The sequence below is a fragment of the Flavobacterium sp. genome (genome assembly GCF_031537875.1).
In the GTDB taxonomy this organism is placed as follows: Bacteria; Bacteroidota; Bacteroidia; order Flavobacteriales; family Flavobacteriaceae; genus Flavobacterium.
This window is the reverse complement of the sequence record NZ_JAVKNB010000009.1, coordinates 195,116-212,915: the sequence shown is the minus strand read 5'-3', so window position 1 is coordinate 212,915 and position 17,800 is coordinate 195,116. Positions and strand designations below refer to the sequence as shown.

17 protein-coding genes and 1 tRNA gene are annotated in these 17,800 nt (G+C 34.6%); 16 read left to right on the top strand and 2 right to left on the bottom strand.

Going from position 1 to position 17,800, the window contains the following annotated elements; all coding sequences use genetic code 11:
- Window position 1: 1 nt before the first annotated feature.
- From RMR09_RS04735 to RMR09_RS04670, 14 genes are all read left to right on the top strand, one after another.
- On the top strand, window positions 2–1,210 hold the full coding sequence (locus tag RMR09_RS04735) for an anhydro-N-acetylmuramic acid kinase (protein ID WP_310594659.1): 1,209 nt from the start codon (window positions 2–4) through the stop codon (window positions 1,208–1,210).
- Between the two features lie 65 nt (window positions 1,211–1,275).
- The gene (locus RMR09_RS04730; protein WP_310594658.1) at window positions 1,276–2,823 is read left to right on the top strand and encodes a family 10 glycosylhydrolase; all 1,548 of its coding nucleotides are present in this window, start codon (window positions 1,276–1,278) and stop codon (window positions 2,821–2,823) included.
- Between the two features lie 11 nt (window positions 2,824–2,834).
- On the top strand, window positions 2,835–4,106 hold the full coding sequence (locus RMR09_RS04725; protein WP_310594657.1) for an MFS transporter: 1,272 nt from the start codon (window positions 2,835–2,837) through the stop codon (window positions 4,104–4,106).
- Between the two features lie 7 nt (window positions 4,107–4,113).
- Window positions 4,114–5,706 (top strand): glycoside hydrolase family 3 N-terminal domain-containing protein, encoded by a 1,593-nt coding sequence (locus RMR09_RS04720; RefSeq protein ID WP_310594656.1) that lies wholly within the window; start codon window positions 4,114–4,116, stop codon window positions 5,704–5,706.
- A 142-nt stretch (window positions 5,707–5,848) separates the two neighbouring features.
- A complete protein-coding gene (locus RMR09_RS04715; protein ID WP_310594655.1) occupies window positions 5,849–6,487 on the top strand; it encodes a peroxiredoxin in 639 nt (212 codons plus the stop codon).
- 97 nt (window positions 6,488–6,584) lie between these two features.
- Window positions 6,585–6,893 (top strand): thioredoxin family protein, encoded by a 309-nt coding sequence (locus RMR09_RS04710; RefSeq protein WP_310594654.1) that lies wholly within the window; start codon window positions 6,585–6,587, stop codon window positions 6,891–6,893.
- Window positions 6,894–6,929: 36 nt separating this feature from the next.
- The gene (locus tag RMR09_RS04705) at window positions 6,930–7,187 is read left to right on the top strand and encodes a DUF6952 family protein (RefSeq protein ID WP_296682159.1); all 258 of its coding nucleotides are present in this window, start codon (window positions 6,930–6,932) and stop codon (window positions 7,185–7,187) included.
- Between the two features lie 166 nt (window positions 7,188–7,353).
- Window positions 7,354–7,851, top strand: coding sequence for a thiol peroxidase (tpx, locus tag RMR09_RS04700; protein ID WP_310594653.1), 498 nt, complete (start codon window positions 7,354–7,356; stop codon window positions 7,849–7,851).
- A 10-nt stretch (window positions 7,852–7,861) separates the two neighbouring features.
- A complete protein-coding gene (locus RMR09_RS04695) occupies window positions 7,862–8,233 on the top strand; it encodes a diacylglycerol kinase family protein (RefSeq protein ID WP_310594652.1) in 372 nt (123 codons plus the stop codon).
- A gap of 23 nt (window positions 8,234–8,256) precedes the next feature.
- On the top strand, window positions 8,257–10,719 hold the full coding sequence (locus RMR09_RS04690) for a DNA translocase FtsK (RefSeq protein WP_310594651.1): 2,463 nt from the start codon (window positions 8,257–8,259) through the stop codon (window positions 10,717–10,719).
- 7 nt (window positions 10,720–10,726) lie between these two features.
- Window positions 10,727–11,383 carry an outer membrane lipoprotein carrier protein LolA gene (locus RMR09_RS04685; protein WP_310594650.1) on the top strand — a complete coding sequence of 219 codons (657 nt, stop codon included), beginning with the start codon at window positions 10,727–10,729 and terminating at the stop codon, window positions 11,381–11,383.
- 7 nt (window positions 11,384–11,390) lie between these two features.
- Entirely contained in the window at window positions 11,391–12,830 is a 1,440-nt protein-coding gene (locus tag RMR09_RS04680; RefSeq protein ID WP_310594649.1) for an LptF/LptG family permease, read from the top strand.
- A 5-nt stretch (window positions 12,831–12,835) separates the two neighbouring features.
- Window positions 12,836–13,969 carry a 3,4-dihydroxy-2-butanone-4-phosphate synthase gene (ribB, locus tag RMR09_RS04675; protein ID WP_310594648.1) on the top strand — a complete coding sequence of 378 codons (1,134 nt, stop codon included), beginning with the start codon at window positions 12,836–12,838 and terminating at the stop codon, window positions 13,967–13,969.
- A 167-nt stretch (window positions 13,970–14,136) separates the two neighbouring features.
- Window positions 14,137–14,221: transfer RNA gene (locus tag RMR09_RS04670), tRNA-Ser, on the top strand.
- A gap of 46 nt (window positions 14,222–14,267) precedes the next feature.
- Here RMR09_RS04670 and RMR09_RS04665 read toward each other — a convergent pair.
- Window positions 14,268–14,606 carry a DUF6150 family protein gene (locus RMR09_RS04665; protein WP_310594647.1) on the bottom strand — a complete coding sequence of 113 codons (339 nt, stop codon included), beginning with the start codon at window positions 14,604–14,606 and terminating at the stop codon, window positions 14,268–14,270.
- Window positions 14,607–14,732: 126 nt separating this feature from the next.
- Here RMR09_RS04665 and gcvT point away from each other — a divergent pair, with 126 nt between their 5' ends.
- Window positions 14,733–15,815 (top strand): glycine cleavage system aminomethyltransferase GcvT, encoded by a 1,083-nt coding sequence (gene gcvT / locus RMR09_RS04660; RefSeq protein ID WP_310594646.1) that lies wholly within the window; start codon window positions 14,733–14,735, stop codon window positions 15,813–15,815.
- Window positions 15,816–15,874: 59 nt separating this feature from the next.
- Window positions 15,875–16,585 carry a YebC/PmpR family DNA-binding transcriptional regulator gene (locus tag RMR09_RS04655; protein ID WP_310594645.1) on the top strand — a complete coding sequence of 237 codons (711 nt, stop codon included), beginning with the start codon at window positions 15,875–15,877 and terminating at the stop codon, window positions 16,583–16,585.
- A gap of 140 nt (window positions 16,586–16,725) precedes the next feature.
- Here the strand turns inward: RMR09_RS04655 and RMR09_RS04650 are convergent, their stop codons facing one another.
- On the bottom strand, window positions 16,726–17,766 hold the full coding sequence (locus tag RMR09_RS04650) for a cysteine synthase family protein (RefSeq protein WP_310594644.1): 1,041 nt from the start codon (window positions 17,764–17,766) through the stop codon (window positions 16,726–16,728).
- Window positions 17,767–17,800: the final 34 nt, after the last annotated feature.

Here is a 17,800-nt window from a genome sequence, read left to right as displayed (position 1 = left end):
GATGAATAATACTATTGAATCGCTTTATAAAATTGCGCAAAAAACCACACGAACTATTATTGGTTTGATGTCTGGAACTTCTTTGGACGGTTTGGATGTGGCACTTTGCGAAATTTCGGGTTCAGAAAAAGAAACTCGGGTTTCATTAAAACAATTTAAAACTATCCCGTATTCAGATGAAATCAAAGCTGAAATTCGCAAGGTATTTGCAAAAAAAACAATCAATTTCCAACACCTCGTTGTATTAAACGAATGGATTGGGATTTTGCACGCTAATTTAGTTTTAGATTGTTTGCAAGAATGGAATATCGCGCCAGCCGAAGTCGATTTGATCGCTTCGCATGGACAAACGGTAATGCACGCGCCAAAAATCTTACATCAACAGTCTCAATTTCCAAATGCTACTTTGCAAATTGGAGATGGAGATCATATTGCTGTTCGCACCGGAATTATTACCATTTCTGATTTCAGACAAAAACATGTTGCCGCTGGTGGCGAAGGCGCTCCTTTAGCTGTGTATGGCGATTATTATCTTTTTGGAAGTCCTGAAGAAAACCGAATTATGCTCAACTTGGGAGGAATTGCCAATTTTACTTTTTTACCAAAAAATCAAAATCCAGAACAGGTTTTTGTAACTGATACAGGTACTAGCAATACTTTGATTGATGCCTATGTAAAATTGAATTTTCCGGATTTGAATTATGACAAAGATGCTCAAATTGCGAAAAAAGGGAAGGTAAATCAAAACGTATTAAAAGCACTTAAAAACAATCCGTTTTTTGAAGGTTCCTTTCCAAAAACAACAGGGCCTGAGCTGTTTAATTTAGAATACATTGAAAACGCAAAAAGTCAAAGTCAAACCGAAAATCTTTCTATTGAGGATACTTTGGCTACACTCACCCGTTTTAGTGCTGAAACTGCCGCCGAAGGAATTGTACATACAATCAATCAAAGTGGACAATCTGCATCTAATTGTACCGTATATGTTTCTGGGGGTGGAATGCACAATCCGTTATTAATGGATTTTCTGAAGGAATTAGTTCCTTGTCATTTTAAAAACACAAACGACTTAGGCATTACAGGAGACGCAAAAGAAGCTGTTCTTTTTGCTGTATTGGCAAACGAAACCGTAGCTGGAGGCAAAACTAATTTTGGAAGTAGCAAAGGAATTCCTTCCATTCGAATGGGAAAAATCTCCTTCCCAGATTAATATTTTTTTAGCACAAAAACTATTCTAAAAAGTCTATTTTTGTATCCATTAAAATAAACCCCAAAATGATTCATTTCAAGTCGCTTACTTTTGCCTTTTTGTTTACCTTGATTTCGATAGGTTATAGTAATGCACAAAGTAACATTTTATATCCCAAAAACGAATTTAGAGCCGTGTGGATCGCCACTGTGGCTAATATTGATTGGCCTAAAAACAATACCGATAGTGTTGATAAAGAAAAAGCCGATTTTATCGAAATTTTAGATTCTTATAAAAAATTGAATTACAATGCTGTTATTGTACAAATACGCAGTAATGGCGATGCATTTTATCCTTCTGAATTAGCCCCATGGTCACGCAACTTAACAGGTAAAGAAGGGAAAGCACCTTCACCCTATTTTGACACTTTGGAATGGATGATTAACGAGGCCCACGATAGAGGTTTTGAATTTCATGCTTGGCTGAATCCATTTCGTGCAACATCGGGTTCCAATACTGAAATACTAAGCAAAAAACACGACTTAATTAAACATCCGGATTGGATGATTAAATATGCAGGAAAATATTATTATAATCCGGCTTTACCCGAAGTACAAAACCATCTCACTAAAGTGGTGGAAGAAGTAGTTGAAAAATACGATATCGATGCCATTCACTTTGATGATTATTTTTATCCTTACACAGTGGATGGTGAAAAATTTAATGATACTGCTTCGTTCAATAAATACGGGAATGGAGCTGATTTAGCCGACTGGAGACGTGCCAATGTCAGTGCATTTGTGAAACAAATTTCAACGAGTATTAAAAAAATTAAACCTTGGGTACAATTCGGAATCAGTCCGTTTGGTGTTTGGCGTAATAAATCGGTAGACCCAAGAGGTTCTGACACTCAAGCGGGACAAACCAATTACGATGACTTATATGCCGATCCTTTAGTTTGGATGGAAAACAACTGGGTTGACTATATTTTGCCACAATTGTATTGGAGTTTAGACCATCCCAAAGCATCCTACGCTAAACTATTAAAATGGTGGTCAGAAAACGCAAAAAATAGCGCAGTTTACATTGGCAATAGCACCTACAAGATTAAAGCCGATGCCGATAAAAAATGGGATTTGCCAACAGAAATTCCAAATCAAATTGATTACACGCGTACTTTTGGCAATGTACAAGGCAATGCCTTCTTTAGTGCCAAATGGTTTCTTAACAAAAACCAAGATGTAACTCAATTACTAGCCGAAAATCAATATAAATTTCCAGCGGTTCCTGCAGCAGTTCCTAATTTTAAAAAATTAGTTTTTGATGTTCCAAGAGTTACTAGCGTAATAAAAGAAAAAAATGAGTTGGTCATTACATTACAGCCTACTCGAAACAATGTTCGTTATGTTGTTTTTTACGGAACGGATACAAATTCAATGATCAACAGTGACGATCCAAGTCAAATCATTGATCGTTTTTTTATTCACAAAAACAATAATCGCTTATCTATTCGAGTTCCGATAAATAGCATTGAAAATAAATCAAAATTTGCTTTATCTTACATCGATTATTATGGTAATGAAAGTAAAGAAATCATTACACAACTACCTAAATCAGTCGTAAAGAATAATTAAAACACTAAAAAATGAAAGCAGAGAAAAACCCTTGGCTTTGGATTCCATTGTTGAACTTTGCTTCAGGTTTTCCGTATGCCATCATTATTTCAGTTTCAGTAATTATGTATAAAAACCTTGGAATCAGCAATGAAGACATCGGAATTTATACAAGTTTACTTTATCTTCCATGGGTAATAAAGCCTTTATGGAGTCCCTTTATCGACTTACATAGTACCAAAAGAAAATGGTTCTTGGGCATGCAATTACTGATTTCAATTGCTTTTCTAATTGTTGGTTTCTCCATTCCATTAAATCATTTTTTCATCTTAAGTTTGGCTATTTTTTGGGTGGCGGCTTTTGCTTCTGCATCGAATGATGTGGCTACGGATGGTTTTTATTTATTGGCATTATCCAAAGACCAACAATCCTTCTTTTTGGGAATCAGAAGTACATTTTACCGACTTTCAATGCTTACTGGTAATGGATTAATTGTTATCATTGGTGGCTATTTAGAAACCGAGTTTGGAGATAAATCAAAAGCGTGGTCGTATACTATGATCATTGTTGGATTATTAATGACTTTAATCACAGTCTACAATTTCTTAGCTACTCCAAATTCAGAAAATGAGACCACCTCCGCGGAATCAAATCAACACAAAGATTTTGTAACTGTTTTTACCAGCTTTTTCAAAAAGAAACAAATCGGATGGGTTTTAGCATTCATTCTTTTATTTCGTTTAGGCGAATCTCAATTAATGAAAATGTTAACGCCTTTTTTAATTGACGGAAAAGAAGTGGGCGGTATGGGACTGACCACCGAAGATGTCGGTATTATTTACGGAACTTTTGGTGTAATTGCATTACTTATTGGAGGTACTTTGGGCGGAATTGCCATCTCAAAACAAGGATTAGGCAAATGGATGTTACCCATGATTCTTATTATGCACTTACCTATTGTCGGTTTTATTTTATTAGCTCATTTTCATCCTGAAAATACACTGTTTATTTACTTGGCTGTAATCATTGAGCAATTCGGATACGGGTTTGGCTTTGCTGCCTTTATGATGTACTTAATTTATGTTGCTGAAGGCGAATCGAAAACCTCACATTACGCTTTGGCTACTGGTTTTATGGCTTTAGGCATGATGTTACCAGGCATGATAAGCGGTTATATTCAAGAATATTTAGGCTACGGCAACTTCTTCATCTGGGTGTTGTGCGCTACCATTCCTGGAATAATCATTTCCAGGTTTTTGGAATTTCCTGCTGAATTTGGAAAAAAATCAGAATCCAAGCATTAAAACGAGTATGACTTTAGAACAAAAAATAGGACAATTTTTCTTTCCTGCGGTCTTCATCAACGATACTGAAGAGAATATTCAAGCTACCGAAGCGTTGATTCGTAATCACAATATTGGTGGGTTGACATTTTTCCATAGTCGCGCCAGTGCCGCTACTAATTACGAAAGCAAACAGAAAGTGATTTTTAATGATGACAGTTATACCAAATTAAAAGAGCTTATTGTTCGCTATCAAAAATGTGCGACCACTCCTCTTTTAATGAGCATTGATGCCGAATGGGGTTTAGCTATGCGCATTGAAAAAACACCACAATATCCGTATGCTATTACATTAGGCGCTTTGCCTGAGTCTGAAATTGATTTGGTTTACGAAGTGGGAAAACAAATAGGACTCGATTTAAAAGCCGCGGGTATTCAGTATAATTTAGCCCCTTTAGCAGATATCAATAACAATCCAAATAATCCAGTAATTGGGTATCGTTCGTTTGGTGAAAACAAAGAGAAAGTGGCACTTTTCGCTTCGGCTTATCTACAAGGAATGTCGGATGCAGGAATTTTAGGCTGCCTCAAACATTTTCCAGGTCATGGAAATACCAATGTCGATTCACATTTGGGATTGCCTATTTTAAATGAAAATTTAGACCAATTGATGCAAAACGAGTTGTATCCGTTCATCAAAGGAATAGAAAATAATGTCGATTCAATTATGATTGGACATTTGGCAGTACCCGAATTAAACGATGGTAAAAACACTTCTGCAACCTTATCTAAAAATATCATTGAAAAACTACTGCGAAACCAGTTAGGTTTTGAAGGTTTAGTAATTTCAGACGCTTTAAATATGAAAAGTGTTTCTGATTTATATGAAACCAAAGGGGAATTAGAATGGGAGGCCTTTAATGCCGGAAATGATGTTTTATGTTTTGCAGAGCATGTCGCTGAAGGAATTCAAGCGATACTTAAAAACGCAACTCCTGAGCGAATTGAAGCTAGTTTTTCTCGAATTATGAAATGCAAAGAAAAAGTAGGAATTCTAAATGGCAACAACCTATTTCCAGACACAAATAGTAACAGTATAGACTTTTCAATCAGTTCCGCTTTGAATTCAAAAATTGCCGAAAACTGTCTGACTCAAATTATAACTGATAGTATTCCGTATCGAATTCAGGAAGCGAGTACTACTAATTCTTTTGCCCAACTAAGTATTTATAACGATGGGTTTGCTACCAAAGTGGCTCAATCGATCAACGCTCCTGTTTTTTCAATTACATCAGAAACACCAATTAATTTTATAAGTGAAATTGAAACTTATGAAACGTTGTTGATTTCATTATTTGTCCCAAAAGCAAAACCACTACATAATTTTGAAATAGAAGACGAAACGCTTACTTATTTAAGTGAATTATTGCAAACCAAGGATTGTGTTGTTTACGTTTTTGGCAACCCTTATGCATTGCAAGTCATACCCAACTTGGCTTTAGCCAAAGAATTTGTGATGGTATATCAAGATTTTGAAGTCTTTCAAGAAGCTGCCGCACAACAATTAATTCAAAAATTAGCTTGCAAAGGGAAACTTCCCGTTAGTATTAAAAGTTTGTAAATCAAAAACTTAACTAATAATTTCTTACAAACAATAAGAAATTATTATTACTTAATAAATATTAATAATTAAAATTTATTTCACTACCTTTATTTGTGGAGTACATTTGCATCAATAAATTTTTAACTTAAAAACAAAAAATATGTCATTAGTAGGAAAAAAATTCCCAAACATTGCAGTTGACGCTATCTCTGAAATGGGAGATAACTTAAGAATCAACATTTTTGAAGAAGCTACAAAAAACAACAAAAAAGTACTATTGTTTTGGTACCCAAAAGATTTTACTTTCGTTTGTCCAACTGAATTGCACGCTTTCCAAGCTGCTTTGCCAGAATTTGCAAAAAGAAACACTATCGTAATTGGTGCTTCATGTGATACTAACGAAGTACACTTTGCTTGGTTGAACACACCAAAAAATAATGGTGGTATTGAAGGAGTAACTTACCCATTGTTAGCTGATACTACAAGAAACTTATCTAATATTTTAGGAATTCTTGATGTAGAAAGTGCTGAATACAATGAAGAATTAGATACTGTACTAGTTAAAGGATCTAACGTAACATACAGAGCGACTTACTTAATTGATGAAACAGGTAAAATCTTCCACGAAAGTGTTAACGATATGCCATTAGGACGTAACGTAAATGAGTACTTACGTTTAGTTGATGCTTATACTCACGTTCAAGAAAAAGGAGAAGTTTGTCCTGCTAACTGGGAAGCTGGTAAAGACGCTATGACTGCTGACAGAAACAGTACTGCTGCTTATTTAGGATCTCACTAATAACAAAATTCAATTACACTATCAAAATACAATAACAATCTCAATAAGTTATTGAGATTGTTATTTGATAGTGCCATTGATATTAAAAAATCAAACTATGTTAATCGAATTAAACGAAGATACTTTACAAGACTTAGTATCCAAAAACGAAAAAGTGATTGTTCAATTTTCAGCTTCTTGGTGTGGGAATTGCAGAATTATGAAACCAAAATTCAAAAAATTGGCTTCAGAAAATGAGGCATTAACTTTTGTATTAGTAGATGCTGAAAATTCTCCTGAATCAAGAAAATTAGCCAACGTAAGCAACCTGCCTACTTTTGCCACTTTCGTAAACGGAAAATTAGTAAACGAAACACAAACCAACAAACAAGAAGTATTAGCCGATTTAGTAAACGAAATCGCTTAATTATACTTTATTTAAGAATACAAACACCTGAATACTATGAAATTACCTGTTATCAAACATTTGACTCAATTCATCGAGGAAAACGATCAAGATTATATCATTGAAACGATTGAAGTGCTAGAAGCTATGACTGAAATTCCTTCACTAAAAGATGAAGAATTAGATGTTATTGGTGAATTAATTTCTAACATGTATGGGGCGCTAGAAGTACAAAAATTAGTAAAAGACGGAGTGGATAAAAAAGAAGCTTTGAATACTTTTATGAAACGCGTTTTGGGTTCTATTGATAAGTAAATAGAATTCCTTAAATTAGGTTAAGAAATAACGTACTCGTATTGGGTGCGTTTTTTTATATCCCTATCCCATTGTTTCCTTAGTACTTTCCATAGAAAAAGTAACTCTGTAATCTAAAATTTGAATTAATTTTCATACTTTTGAAACTCAATTAAAAACACACATTATGTCAACTATAACATTAGGAGGAAATCCCGTGCACACCTCAGGTGAATTGCCAAAAATAGGCACACAACTAGCTGATTTTAAATTAGTAAAAAACGATCTTTCAATTGCTACCCTTGCTGATTTTTCAGGCAAAAGAGCAGTTCTTAATATTTTTCCAAGTATCGATACTGGAACTTGTGCTGCTTCAGTACGAAAATTTAACAAAACAGCAGCTAACTTAAACAATACTGTTGTATTATGCATTTCAAGAGATTTACCCTTTGCACAAAAACGTTTTTGTGGTTCTGAAGGAATTGAAAATGTAGTGAACCTTTCTGATTTTCAAAATGGAAGTTTTGGCAAAGCAAATGGTTTAGAAATTACAGATGGTGTTCTAACTGGTTTACATTCAAGAGCTGTGATTGTAATTGACGAAAAAGGAACAATTCTACACACAGAACAAGTGCAAGAAATTGCTGACGAGCCTAATTATGAAGCTGCATTAGCAGTACTATAATACTTGATTAATGGAATTTCAAAAAGACAATCGTTTTGTTTCAGGAAGATTAAAAAGTGTCACTTTTGCTTATAAAGGCGCTTTCAAATTAATTACGACAGAACACAGTGTCATGACTCAATTTTCTATAGGAATCTTGATGACAATTGCTGGGTTTTATTTCAACATTACTGCTACTGAATGGCTTTTCCAAGTCTTTGCCATAGGGTTAGTAATGAGTGTAGAAGGATTAAATACTGCTGTAGAAAAAATAGCAGATTTTATTCATCCTGGATACCACGAAAGAATTGGTTTCATTAAAGATATCGCAGCGGGTGCTGTCTTTTTTGCCGCCTTAACCGCTATCATTATTGGTTTAATCATTTACATACCAAAATTCTAACTAAGTACTTTTCAAATAAAAGAATGGCAAAGAAATCAAAAATCGATTCCGAAGTTACTGGAAAAAGATCTTGGAAATTATCGAAGCAATATAAAATTGTAATTGGAAGCCTTTTGGTTTTATTTTCAATTGCCTTATTGGTTGCTTTTGTTTCCTTTTATATCCATGGTCAAGCAGATCAAAGCGCTGTGGCTAAATTATCTGACCGAAATGTAGTGGTTGATAATTGGCTAGGGAAATTCGGAGCTTATTTAGCTGACATTTTAGTATACCAAGGTTTTGGTGTAGCTTCGTTTCTTTTCGTACGTCTATTTTTCTTAACGGGAATTTATCTGTTTTTAGGAATTCCTTTAGGGAAATTAAGAAACACTTGGTTTTGGGACTTGTTTGCCATGATTGTGGTTTCGGTAATTTTTGGATTCTTTGCTACTTCAGCACCAGAATTAGGCGGAATTATCGGGTATGAAATGAATTTGTTTTCGCAAGATTATATTGGAAAAACGGGTACTCTCTTATTGTTAATCTTCGGATTGGTGATTTATTTAATTTTTAAAATAAAAGTCTCGCCAGATTCCATTCATAATTTTATTGAGAATTCGAAAAAAGAAATTGAATCTAAAATAACTGCTAGTCCTGAAAAGTCTTCGGATAGCAGCTATAATTTAGAAGAATACGCTGTTCCTACTCCCGAAGAAGAAAAAGATGACGAATTAGATGGCATTCATTTAAAATCAACCACTTCACAATTCGAAATCAACAAAGAAGCTTTAAAACCAACGATTAGTTCGTCTTCTGAAATCAATTTAGATACGTTGCCAAAACCGATTGTTGAACCTGTTGTAACACAAGCTTTACCGACAACTACTCCTAAAGAGCCTACTATCATTACAACAAGTGATGAAGCTTTTGTAATTGAAAAAGCAGAGGAAGAAGATATTGTGGAAGAAAACTTAGCTTCTCGATTAGTAGCTGATTTTGGATTGTTTGATCCTACTCTGGAATTATCCAACTACAAATTCCCAACCATTGATTTATTAAAAGAATATTCAAGTGGCGGAATTACTATTAATCAAGAAGAATTAGAAGAAAATAAAAACAAAATTGTAGATACACTTCGCAACTACAAAATTGAAATTGCTCAAATCAAGGCTACCGTTGGTCCTTCAGTAACTTTATATGAAATTGTTCCCGAAGCAGGAATCCGTATTTCAAAAATTAAAAGCTTAGAAGACGATATTGCTTTGTCACTTTCGGCTTTAGGAATTCGTATTATCGCTCCTATTCCTGGAAAAGGAACTATTGGTATCGAAGTGCCTAATAAGAATCCTACGATGGTATCCATGAAAAGCGTCATTGGTTCAACAAAGTTCCAAGAGGCTGAAATGGAATTGCCAATCGCTTTAGGTAAAACGATTTCTAATGAAACCTTTGTGGTAGATTTGGCCAAAATGCCTCACTTATTAATGGCTGGAGCTACAGGGCAAGGAAAATCGGTTGGATTGAATGCGGTATTGACGTCGCTGTTATACAAAAAACACCCTGCCGAAGTAAAATTCGTTTTGGTAGATCCAAAGAAAGTAGAATTAACGCTTTTCAATAAAATTGAACGACATTATTTAGCCAAATTACCAGATTGTGATGATGCCATTATTACCGATAATGCCAAAGTAGTCAATACTTTGAATTCACTTTGTGTGGAAATGGATAACCGTTATTCTTTGTTAAAAGACGCTATGGTGCGTAACATCAAAGAGTACAACGAAAAATTCAAATCTAGAAAGTTAAATCCTGAAAATGGACATCGTTTTTTACCCTATATCGTTTTGGTTGTCGATGAGTTTGCTGATTTGATTATGACTGCAGGTAAAGAAGTTGAAGTACCTATTGCGCGTTTGGCTCAATTAGCCCGTGCTATTGGAATCCACTTAATTATTGCCACTCAACGTCCGTCGGTGAATGTAATTACAGGTTTAATTAAAGCTAACTTTCCTGCTCGAATTGCATTTAGAGTAACATCAAAAATCGATTCTAGAACTATTTTAGATACTCAAGGTGCTGATCAATTGATTGGTCGTGGGGATTTATTATATTCTAACGGAAATGATGTGGTGCGTGTACAATGTGCTTTCATCGATACACCAGAGGTAGAGAAAATTACCGAATTCATCGGTTCACAAAAAGCATATGCTACGGCTTACCTACTTCCTGAATTCGTGGGAGAAGAAACTGGCATTAATCTTGATATAGATATTTCAGAGCGTGATTCATTATTCAGAGAAGCAGCAGAAATTATTGTCAATGCACAACAAGGATCTGCTTCGTTGTTGCAAAGAAAACTAAAATTAGGATACAACAGAGCAGGTCGTTTAATTGATCAATTAGAAGCGGCTGGTATTGTAGGGCCTTTTGAAGGTAGTAAAGCACGTAATGTTAATATCTCAGATATGATGGCTCTCGATGAGTTTTTCAACAACGAACAAAATTAATACCCCAATGCAAAACAAGAATACTTTTAAAAACCTATTATTCATTACCTTTTTAATATTGAGCAGTACTTCTCAAGCGCAAGATAAAAATGCTAAAGCGCTTTTGGATCAAGTTACGAATAAAATAAAAAGTTACAGTTCCATCATAATCGACTTTAAATACTCGCTTTCGAATACAAAAGAGAACATCAATCAAGACAGCAAAGGGAATGTAATTTTAAAAGGGAATCAGTATGTTTTGAATTTTATGGGTGTTACCAAAATTTTTGACGGCAAGAAAACTTACACTATTGTTCCTGAAGATGAAGAAGTAACTATTTCAAAAGTAAATGAAAACGATAATGGCGCAGTAACTCCTTCAAAAATGCTTACTTTTTTTAATTCAGGGTACAAATACACTTTGGATGAACAAACGAATATAAAGGGAAGAAAGATTCAATATGTAAAACTAATTCCAAACAATTCAAAAGATCAGAGAAAAGAGATTTTGTTAGGTATTGATTCGCAAACTAAAAACATATACAACTTAATTGAAATAGGCCGAAAAGGAACTAAAACAACCTTGACTGTTAATTCTTTTAAAACCAACCAACCTTTATCAAAAAATCAATTTACCTTTGTGCAAAGTAAATATCCAAATTACTACATCAATAAATTAGATTAATTCCTAGGTGAAAATTCTTGATAAATACATTTTAAAAACCTTTCTGATTACATTTACTGTCGTATTTGTAATCCTTTTTTTTATATTCATACTACAAACGGTTTGGCTACTAATTGCAGAATTAGCGGGTAAAGACTTGGATTTTTCTATGATTATTAAGTTTTTATTGTTCTCTATGCCCCGCTTAATTCCACTGGTGTTGCCGTTATCAATACTCTTAGCCTCTATTATGTCGTTTGGAGATTTGTCTGAAAACTATGAATTAGCTGCGATGAAATCAGCTGGTATTTCAGTACAAAGGGCTTTGAAACCTTTAACTATTTTCATCACTTTTTTGAGTATTGCGGCCTTCTTTTTTGCCAACAATGTGATTCCTTATGCTGAATATAAATTCATCAACTTTAGAAAAAACATAGCACAAGCAAAGCCTGCCTTAGCCATCGCTGAAGGGCAATTTAGCGATGTAGGATTGTACAATATAAAAGTCAATAAGAAATCTGGCGAAAATGGCAATATTCTAACAGGCATTACCATTCATAAAAAATCCGATTTAGGAGATGGAAGTCGGACTGTAATCAAAGCCAAACACGGAAGACTAATTAGTAGTGAAAACTCAAACACATTGCAATTAGTTTTGAATGATGGTAATTATTATGAAGATATCGTTCCTAAAAATTATGAGGACAGACCTAAAATGCCTTTTGTAAAAAGTGCTTTTAAAAAAGACATTATCAATATTGACTTATCAGAGCTTAATAAAATCGATACTGATAATGAAAATATTACGAATACCAATACTATGCTTACTACTAGTGAGCTGAATTACACATTGGATTCCCTGAAAAAAACATTGAAAAACGAAGTGATTTCTTTTTCAGAAAATATCAATCAGCGAGTAGGAATACAAAAATCTACTCAACCCATCACAAAGCTAAAAATTAAAAAAAGACCATTCCAGACTCAGTTATTAAAACTCTTCACTCCTAAACAGCAATTGGATGTTTTAAACCTAGCTAATAGTAATTTGGAAAGTGTTAAATATTCTGTAGAAAATTCTAATACTGAATTTAAAACCAAACAAGAAAATATTAACGGACATTTAATTGCATTGTATGATAAATTTGTCATTGCATTTGCTTGTTTTCTTATGTTCTTTATTGGCGCACCACTGGGTGCAATTATCCGTAAAGGAGGTTTAGGACTTCCGGTAGTATTTGCTATGTTGATATTCATTTCCTTTCATTTTGTGAATACCTTTGGGAAAAGAATTTCAGAAGAAGGTGGCTTAAGTCCATTTGTAGGTTCGTGGATGTCTTCGTTTATTTTAACACCCCTAGCAGTGCTACTCACCTACCGAGCTACAAATGATATTGGACTTATCAACATGGATGTAGTATTAGCACCAATTCAAAAATTAATTAAAAAAATATTTCCTCCCCAAAACTAACAACAATGACAACAACAAAAATACAGCTCAATACTATAGAAGAAGCCATCGAAGACATTCGACAAGGCAAAGTCATCATTGTAGTAGACGATGAAAACAGAGAAAATGAAGGTGATTTCCTAGCAGCAGCTGAAAAAGTAACTCCTGAAATTATTAATTTCATGGCTACCCATGGTCGTGGTTTGATTTGTGCTCCATTAACTGAAAAGAGATGCAAGGAATTGGGATTGCACTCTATGGTTTCCAATAATACTGATCCTATGGAAACGGCATTTACTGTATCTGTAGACTTAAAAGGCAATGGGGTAACTACAGGCATTTCGGCAGCTGATAGAGCCAAAACCGTTATGTCATTTGTAAATCCGGACACTAAACCACACGATTTAGCTCGTCCAGGACATATTTTCCCTTTAATTGCAAAACAAGGTGGTGTTTTACGAAGAATTGGCCATACTGAAGCCGCAATTGACTTTGCTCGACTTGCTGGTTTTCAACCCGCAGGTGTAATCGTAGAAGTTATGAACGAAGACGGAACTATGGCTCGATTACCACAATTATACGAAATAGCTAAAAAGTTTGACTTGAAACTCGTTTCTATTGAAGATTTAGTGGCGTACCGTGTACAACACGATAGTTTGATTGTAAAAAAAGAAGACTTTGATATCGAGACTCGTTTTGGAACTTTTAGATTGCGTGCTTACGAGCAAACTACTAATAAACAAGTACACATTGCTTTGACTAAAGGGACTTGGAACTTGGGAGAGCCTGTATTGACGAGAATTAATTCTTCTCAAGTGAATAACGATTTATTAGGGACGCTTACCCACAATGCCGATCATCAATTGGACAAAATGTTCCAGACGATTAATGAAAACGGAAAAGGTGCGGTGATTTTTATCAATCAAGACATGCAGTCGATGAACTTATTAAATCGAATTGCCGAATTAAAAACATTACAAGCTGAAGGCGAAATGCAAGCTCCTCGCATTATTATTGATACTAAAGATTTTGGTATTGGCGCACAAATACTGCACGACTTGGATATTTCTAAAATTAGATTGGTAACTAATACAAGCCAAAGTAAACGTGTGGGCATGATTGGGTATGGTTTAGAAATCATTGAACACGTCAATTATTAGTTGGCTTTGTCAAAAATAAATTAAGTGTATTGTTTTCTAAATCAAAGAAAATGAAACAATTAAAAAAAGTAGCCTAAAATTGATGCATTTTTTATTCAAATAGATTTGCATAACCAAAAAAAGCCTTTATATTTGCACTCGCAATCAACAAATGATTGTTTCTTACTGGAGAAATGGCAGAGCGGTCGAATGCGGCAGTCTTGAAAACTGTTGACTGTAACAGGTCCGGGGGTTCGAATCCCTCTTTCTCCGCAACATTAAAACCGATTAGGCAACTAATCGGTTTTTTATTGCCTATTTAATACATCAAATGTCTCTTGGCATTATTCCTCCAACCAGCTTGGTTTTCGTAAGACACAAAAAATATTTTTAAGTCAGCTTGGTTTTCGTAGTCCACAAAGAAAATAGATTTATTGGCTTGATTTTGATAGTCGGTAAAAAACCAACGTCCATCATTTTGCCCCACTTGATTGGGATACTTTACTTTGTACACTTTTAAATCGGCTTGATTTTCATATTTGACCACCACTACTTTTACGTCAGCTTGATTTTGATAGTTGACGGAAAATACTTTTTGAGCTTTGGAAGAAACACTAAAAAATAGAATTAAAAGTACGCTATAATAAATCGATTTCATTTAAGTTCAGTTTTAAATTGGATTTAAAAATAAACAAAAATAGCTTTCGAAATCCGTTTCGTATATTTTTTGCCACTCCATAAAAAAGCAATAAATTAGCGCCATCAAAAAAATCACTTCAATTAGATGAAAAATACTGCTTTAACGCACATTCACGAGAGTTTGGGAGCTAAAATGCTACCGTTTGCTGGATACAATATGCCTATTCTTTACGAAGGGGTTAATGCTGAACACGAAATTGTTAGAACTGGCGTAGGCGTATTTGATGTGTCGCACATGGGAGAATTTCTACTTTCTGGTCCTAACGCTTTGGCTTTGATTCAAAAAGTTACTTCTAATGATGCAGCTACTTTAACTATTGGTAGAGCGCAATATTCGTGCTTACCTAATGCTGAAGGTGGAATTGTAGATGATTTATTGGTGTATAAAATGAAAGAGGACGAATATTTATTAGTAGTCAACGCCTCTAACATTGATAAAGATTGGGATTGGATCAGTTCTCACAATGATTTAGGCGTTGAGATGCAAAACCTTTCAGACGAGTATTCACTATTAGCCATTCAAGGACCAAAAGCGGTCGAAGCCATGCAATCCTTATCGTCTTTAGATTTATCTCAAATTGAATACTACCATTTTCAAGTAGGTGATTTTGCAGGAGTGAATGACGTGATTGTTTCGGCTACAGGGTATACTGGTGCTGGAGGTTTTGAAATATATTGTAAAAATGCCGATGTAGAGAACATTTGGAACCAAGTATTCGAAGCAGGAAAAGCATTCAATATCCAACCGATTGGTTTGGCTGCTCGTGATACTTTACGTCTAGAAATGGGATTCTGTTTGTACGGAAACGACATCAACGACACTACTTCGCCTTTAGAAGCAGGATTGGGTTGGATAACCAAATTCAATAAAGAATTTACCAATTCAGCCAATTTGAAAAAACAAAAAGAAGCGGGTGTAACCAAAAAATTAGTCGGTTTTGAAATGCAAGAACGTGCCGTGCCAAGACACGATTACGAAATTGTAGATGCCGCAGGAAATGCAATCGGGATTGTAACCTCAGGTACCATGTCACCCTCTATGAATAAAGGAATTGGCTTAGGATATGTGAGTTCCGAATTTAGTGGAGTGGATAGCGATATCTATATCCGAATTCGTAAAAATGATGTGCCTGCCAAAGTGGTAAAACTACCATTTTACAAAAAATAACAAGGATTGTGAAAACTGCAAAATAATAGTATTTTTGCAACGTTAAAAAAATATCAGAAATGGGAAGAGCTTTTGAGTTTAGAAAAGGGAGAAAAATGAAACGTTGGTCAGCAATGGCCAAAGCCTTTACTAGAATTGGTAAAGACATCGTAATGGCAGTTAAAGAAGGAGGACCAAATCCGGATGCTAATTCACGATTAAGAGCGGTAATACAAAATGCGAAGGCTGCTAACATGCCTAAGGAAAATGTAGAGCGTGCTATTAAAAAAGCAACAGAAAAAGATACTGCTAACTATAAAGAAGTTTTGTTTGAAGGCTATGCACCTCACGGAATTGCTCTTTTAATTGAAACTGCTACTGACAATAATAATAGAACGGTAGCTAACATTCGTAGTTATTTTAACAAATGTAATGGGACTATGGGAACGCAAGGTTCTGTGGAATTTATGTTTGATCATACCTGTAATTTCCGTATTCCAAAAGAAGGTTTAGATCCTGAAGAATTGGAATTAGAATTTATTGATTTTGGAGCTGAAGAAGTTTTTGAAGACGAAGACGGAATTTTAATCTATGCTCCTTTTGGAAGTTTCGGAACTATTCAAAAAGAATTAGAAAACAGAGGTCTTGAAATTTTATCTTCTGGTTTCGAAAGAATCCCTCAAATTACTAAAAAGCTAACTGAAGATCAGGTGGCTGATGTAGAAAAACTCATCGAAAAAATTGAAGAAGATGATGACGTGATGAACGTATATCATACTATGGAAGAGTAATAATTATTATTTTATTGGTTAAAGCCTCAATTAATTCAGATACAAACTCTCGACTACATCGAGAGTTTTTTCATTTGTATAGATACTAAAATAAAAAAGCTCCAGAAATTCTGGAGCTTTTTTTTATTACTTAAACTGTATTATTTTATAAATTCAATACGTTGAGCTTCTTCTTGATTAATACTGTCAAAAAATCCTTGTTCATTCATCCAGTCATCACTAAATACTTTACTCATATATCGAGAACCATGATCTGGAAAAATTGCAATCACATTACTATTAGCATCAAACTCTCCTTCTTCGGCATATTGTTTTATGGCTTGAAGCACAGCTCCTGAAGTATATCCAACAAATAAGCCTTCTGTTTTAGCTAATTCACGAGTAGAATGTGCACTTTCTTCATCCGTTACCTTCATGAATTTATCAATAATTTCAAAATCAGTAACCGATGGGATCAGGTTTTTACCCAAACCTTCTATTCGATACGGATAAATTTCATCTTTGTCAAACTCTCTAGTTTCGTGGTACTTTTTTAACACAGAACCAAATGCATCAACTCCTAAAATTTTAATGTTAGGATTTTGCTCTTTCAAATATTTGGCTGTCCCTGAGATAGTACCTCCTGTTCCGCTACAAGCTACAAGATGAGTAATCTTACCGTTGGTTTGTTTCCAAATCTCGGGTCCTGTACTCAAGTAATGCGCATCAAAATTAAGCTGATTGAAATACTGATTGATATATACTGAGCCTTTGGTTTCTTCGTGTAAACGTTTTGCAACGCTGTAATACGAGCGTTCATCATCTGCCGAAACATGTGCGGGACAAACATATACTTTGGCTCCCATAGCACGAAGCATATCAATTTTATCTTTAGATGATTTTGAACTTACAGCAAGAATGCAGTTATATCCTTTAATAATACTCACCATAGCCAAACTGAATCCAGTATTACCTGATGTAGTTTCTACTATAGTATCGCCAGGAGTCAATATTCCTTGTTTCTCTGCCTGCTCAATAATGTATAACGCTATTCTGTCTTTAGAAGAATGTCCAGGATTAAATGCTTCAACCTTAGCGTAGAAATTACCTTCTATACCTTCAGTTACTTTTTTTAGTTTAATTAGGGGAGTATTCCCAATTAAGTCTAAAACCGAATCATAAGCATTTATCTCTTCTTTCATAAAAAAAGGTGATTAAGGACATTTTTTGGATCGC

Bases quoted from the DNA above. Each gene is read 5' to 3' on its own strand.
- RMR09_RS04735 (WP_310594659.1), top strand. From the start codon at position 2: ATGAATAATACTATTGAATCGCTTTATAAAATTGCGCAAAAAACCACA.
- RMR09_RS04730 (WP_310594658.1), top strand. From the start codon at position 1,276: ATGATTCATTTCAAGTCGCTTACTTTTGCCTTTTTGTTTACCTTGATT.
- RMR09_RS04725 (WP_310594657.1), top strand. From the start codon at position 2,835: ATGAAAGCAGAGAAAAACCCTTGGCTTTGGATTCCATTGTTGAACTTT.
- RMR09_RS04720 (WP_310594656.1), top strand. From the start codon at position 4,114: ATGACTTTAGAACAAAAAATAGGACAATTTTTCTTTCCTGCGGTCTTC.
- RMR09_RS04715 (WP_310594655.1), top strand. From the start codon at position 5,849: ATGTCATTAGTAGGAAAAAAATTCCCAAACATTGCAGTTGACGCTATC.
- RMR09_RS04710 (WP_310594654.1), top strand. From the start codon at position 6,585: ATGTTAATCGAATTAAACGAAGATACTTTACAAGACTTAGTATCCAAA.
- RMR09_RS04705 (WP_296682159.1), top strand. From the start codon at position 6,930: ATGAAATTACCTGTTATCAAACATTTGACTCAATTCATCGAGGAAAAC.
- tpx (WP_310594653.1), top strand. From the start codon at position 7,354: ATGTCAACTATAACATTAGGAGGAAATCCCGTGCACACCTCAGGTGAA.
- RMR09_RS04695 (WP_310594652.1), top strand. From the start codon at position 7,862: ATGGAATTTCAAAAAGACAATCGTTTTGTTTCAGGAAGATTAAAAAGT.
- RMR09_RS04690 (WP_310594651.1), top strand. From the start codon at position 8,257: ATGGCAAAGAAATCAAAAATCGATTCCGAAGTTACTGGAAAAAGATCT.
- RMR09_RS04685 (WP_310594650.1), top strand. From the start codon at position 10,727: ATGCAAAACAAGAATACTTTTAAAAACCTATTATTCATTACCTTTTTA.
- ribB (WP_310594648.1), top strand. From the start codon at position 12,836: ATGACAACAACAAAAATACAGCTCAATACTATAGAAGAAGCCATCGAA.
- RMR09_RS04665 (WP_310594647.1), bottom strand. From the start codon at position 14,606: ATGAAATCGATTTATTATAGCGTACTTTTAATTCTATTTTTTAGTGTT.
- gcvT (WP_310594646.1), top strand. From the start codon at position 14,733: ATGAAAAATACTGCTTTAACGCACATTCACGAGAGTTTGGGAGCTAAA.
- RMR09_RS04655 (WP_310594645.1), top strand. From the start codon at position 15,875: ATGGGAAGAGCTTTTGAGTTTAGAAAAGGGAGAAAAATGAAACGTTGG.
- RMR09_RS04650 (WP_310594644.1), bottom strand. From the start codon at position 17,766: ATGAAAGAAGAGATAAATGCTTATGATTCGGTTTTAGACTTAATTGGG.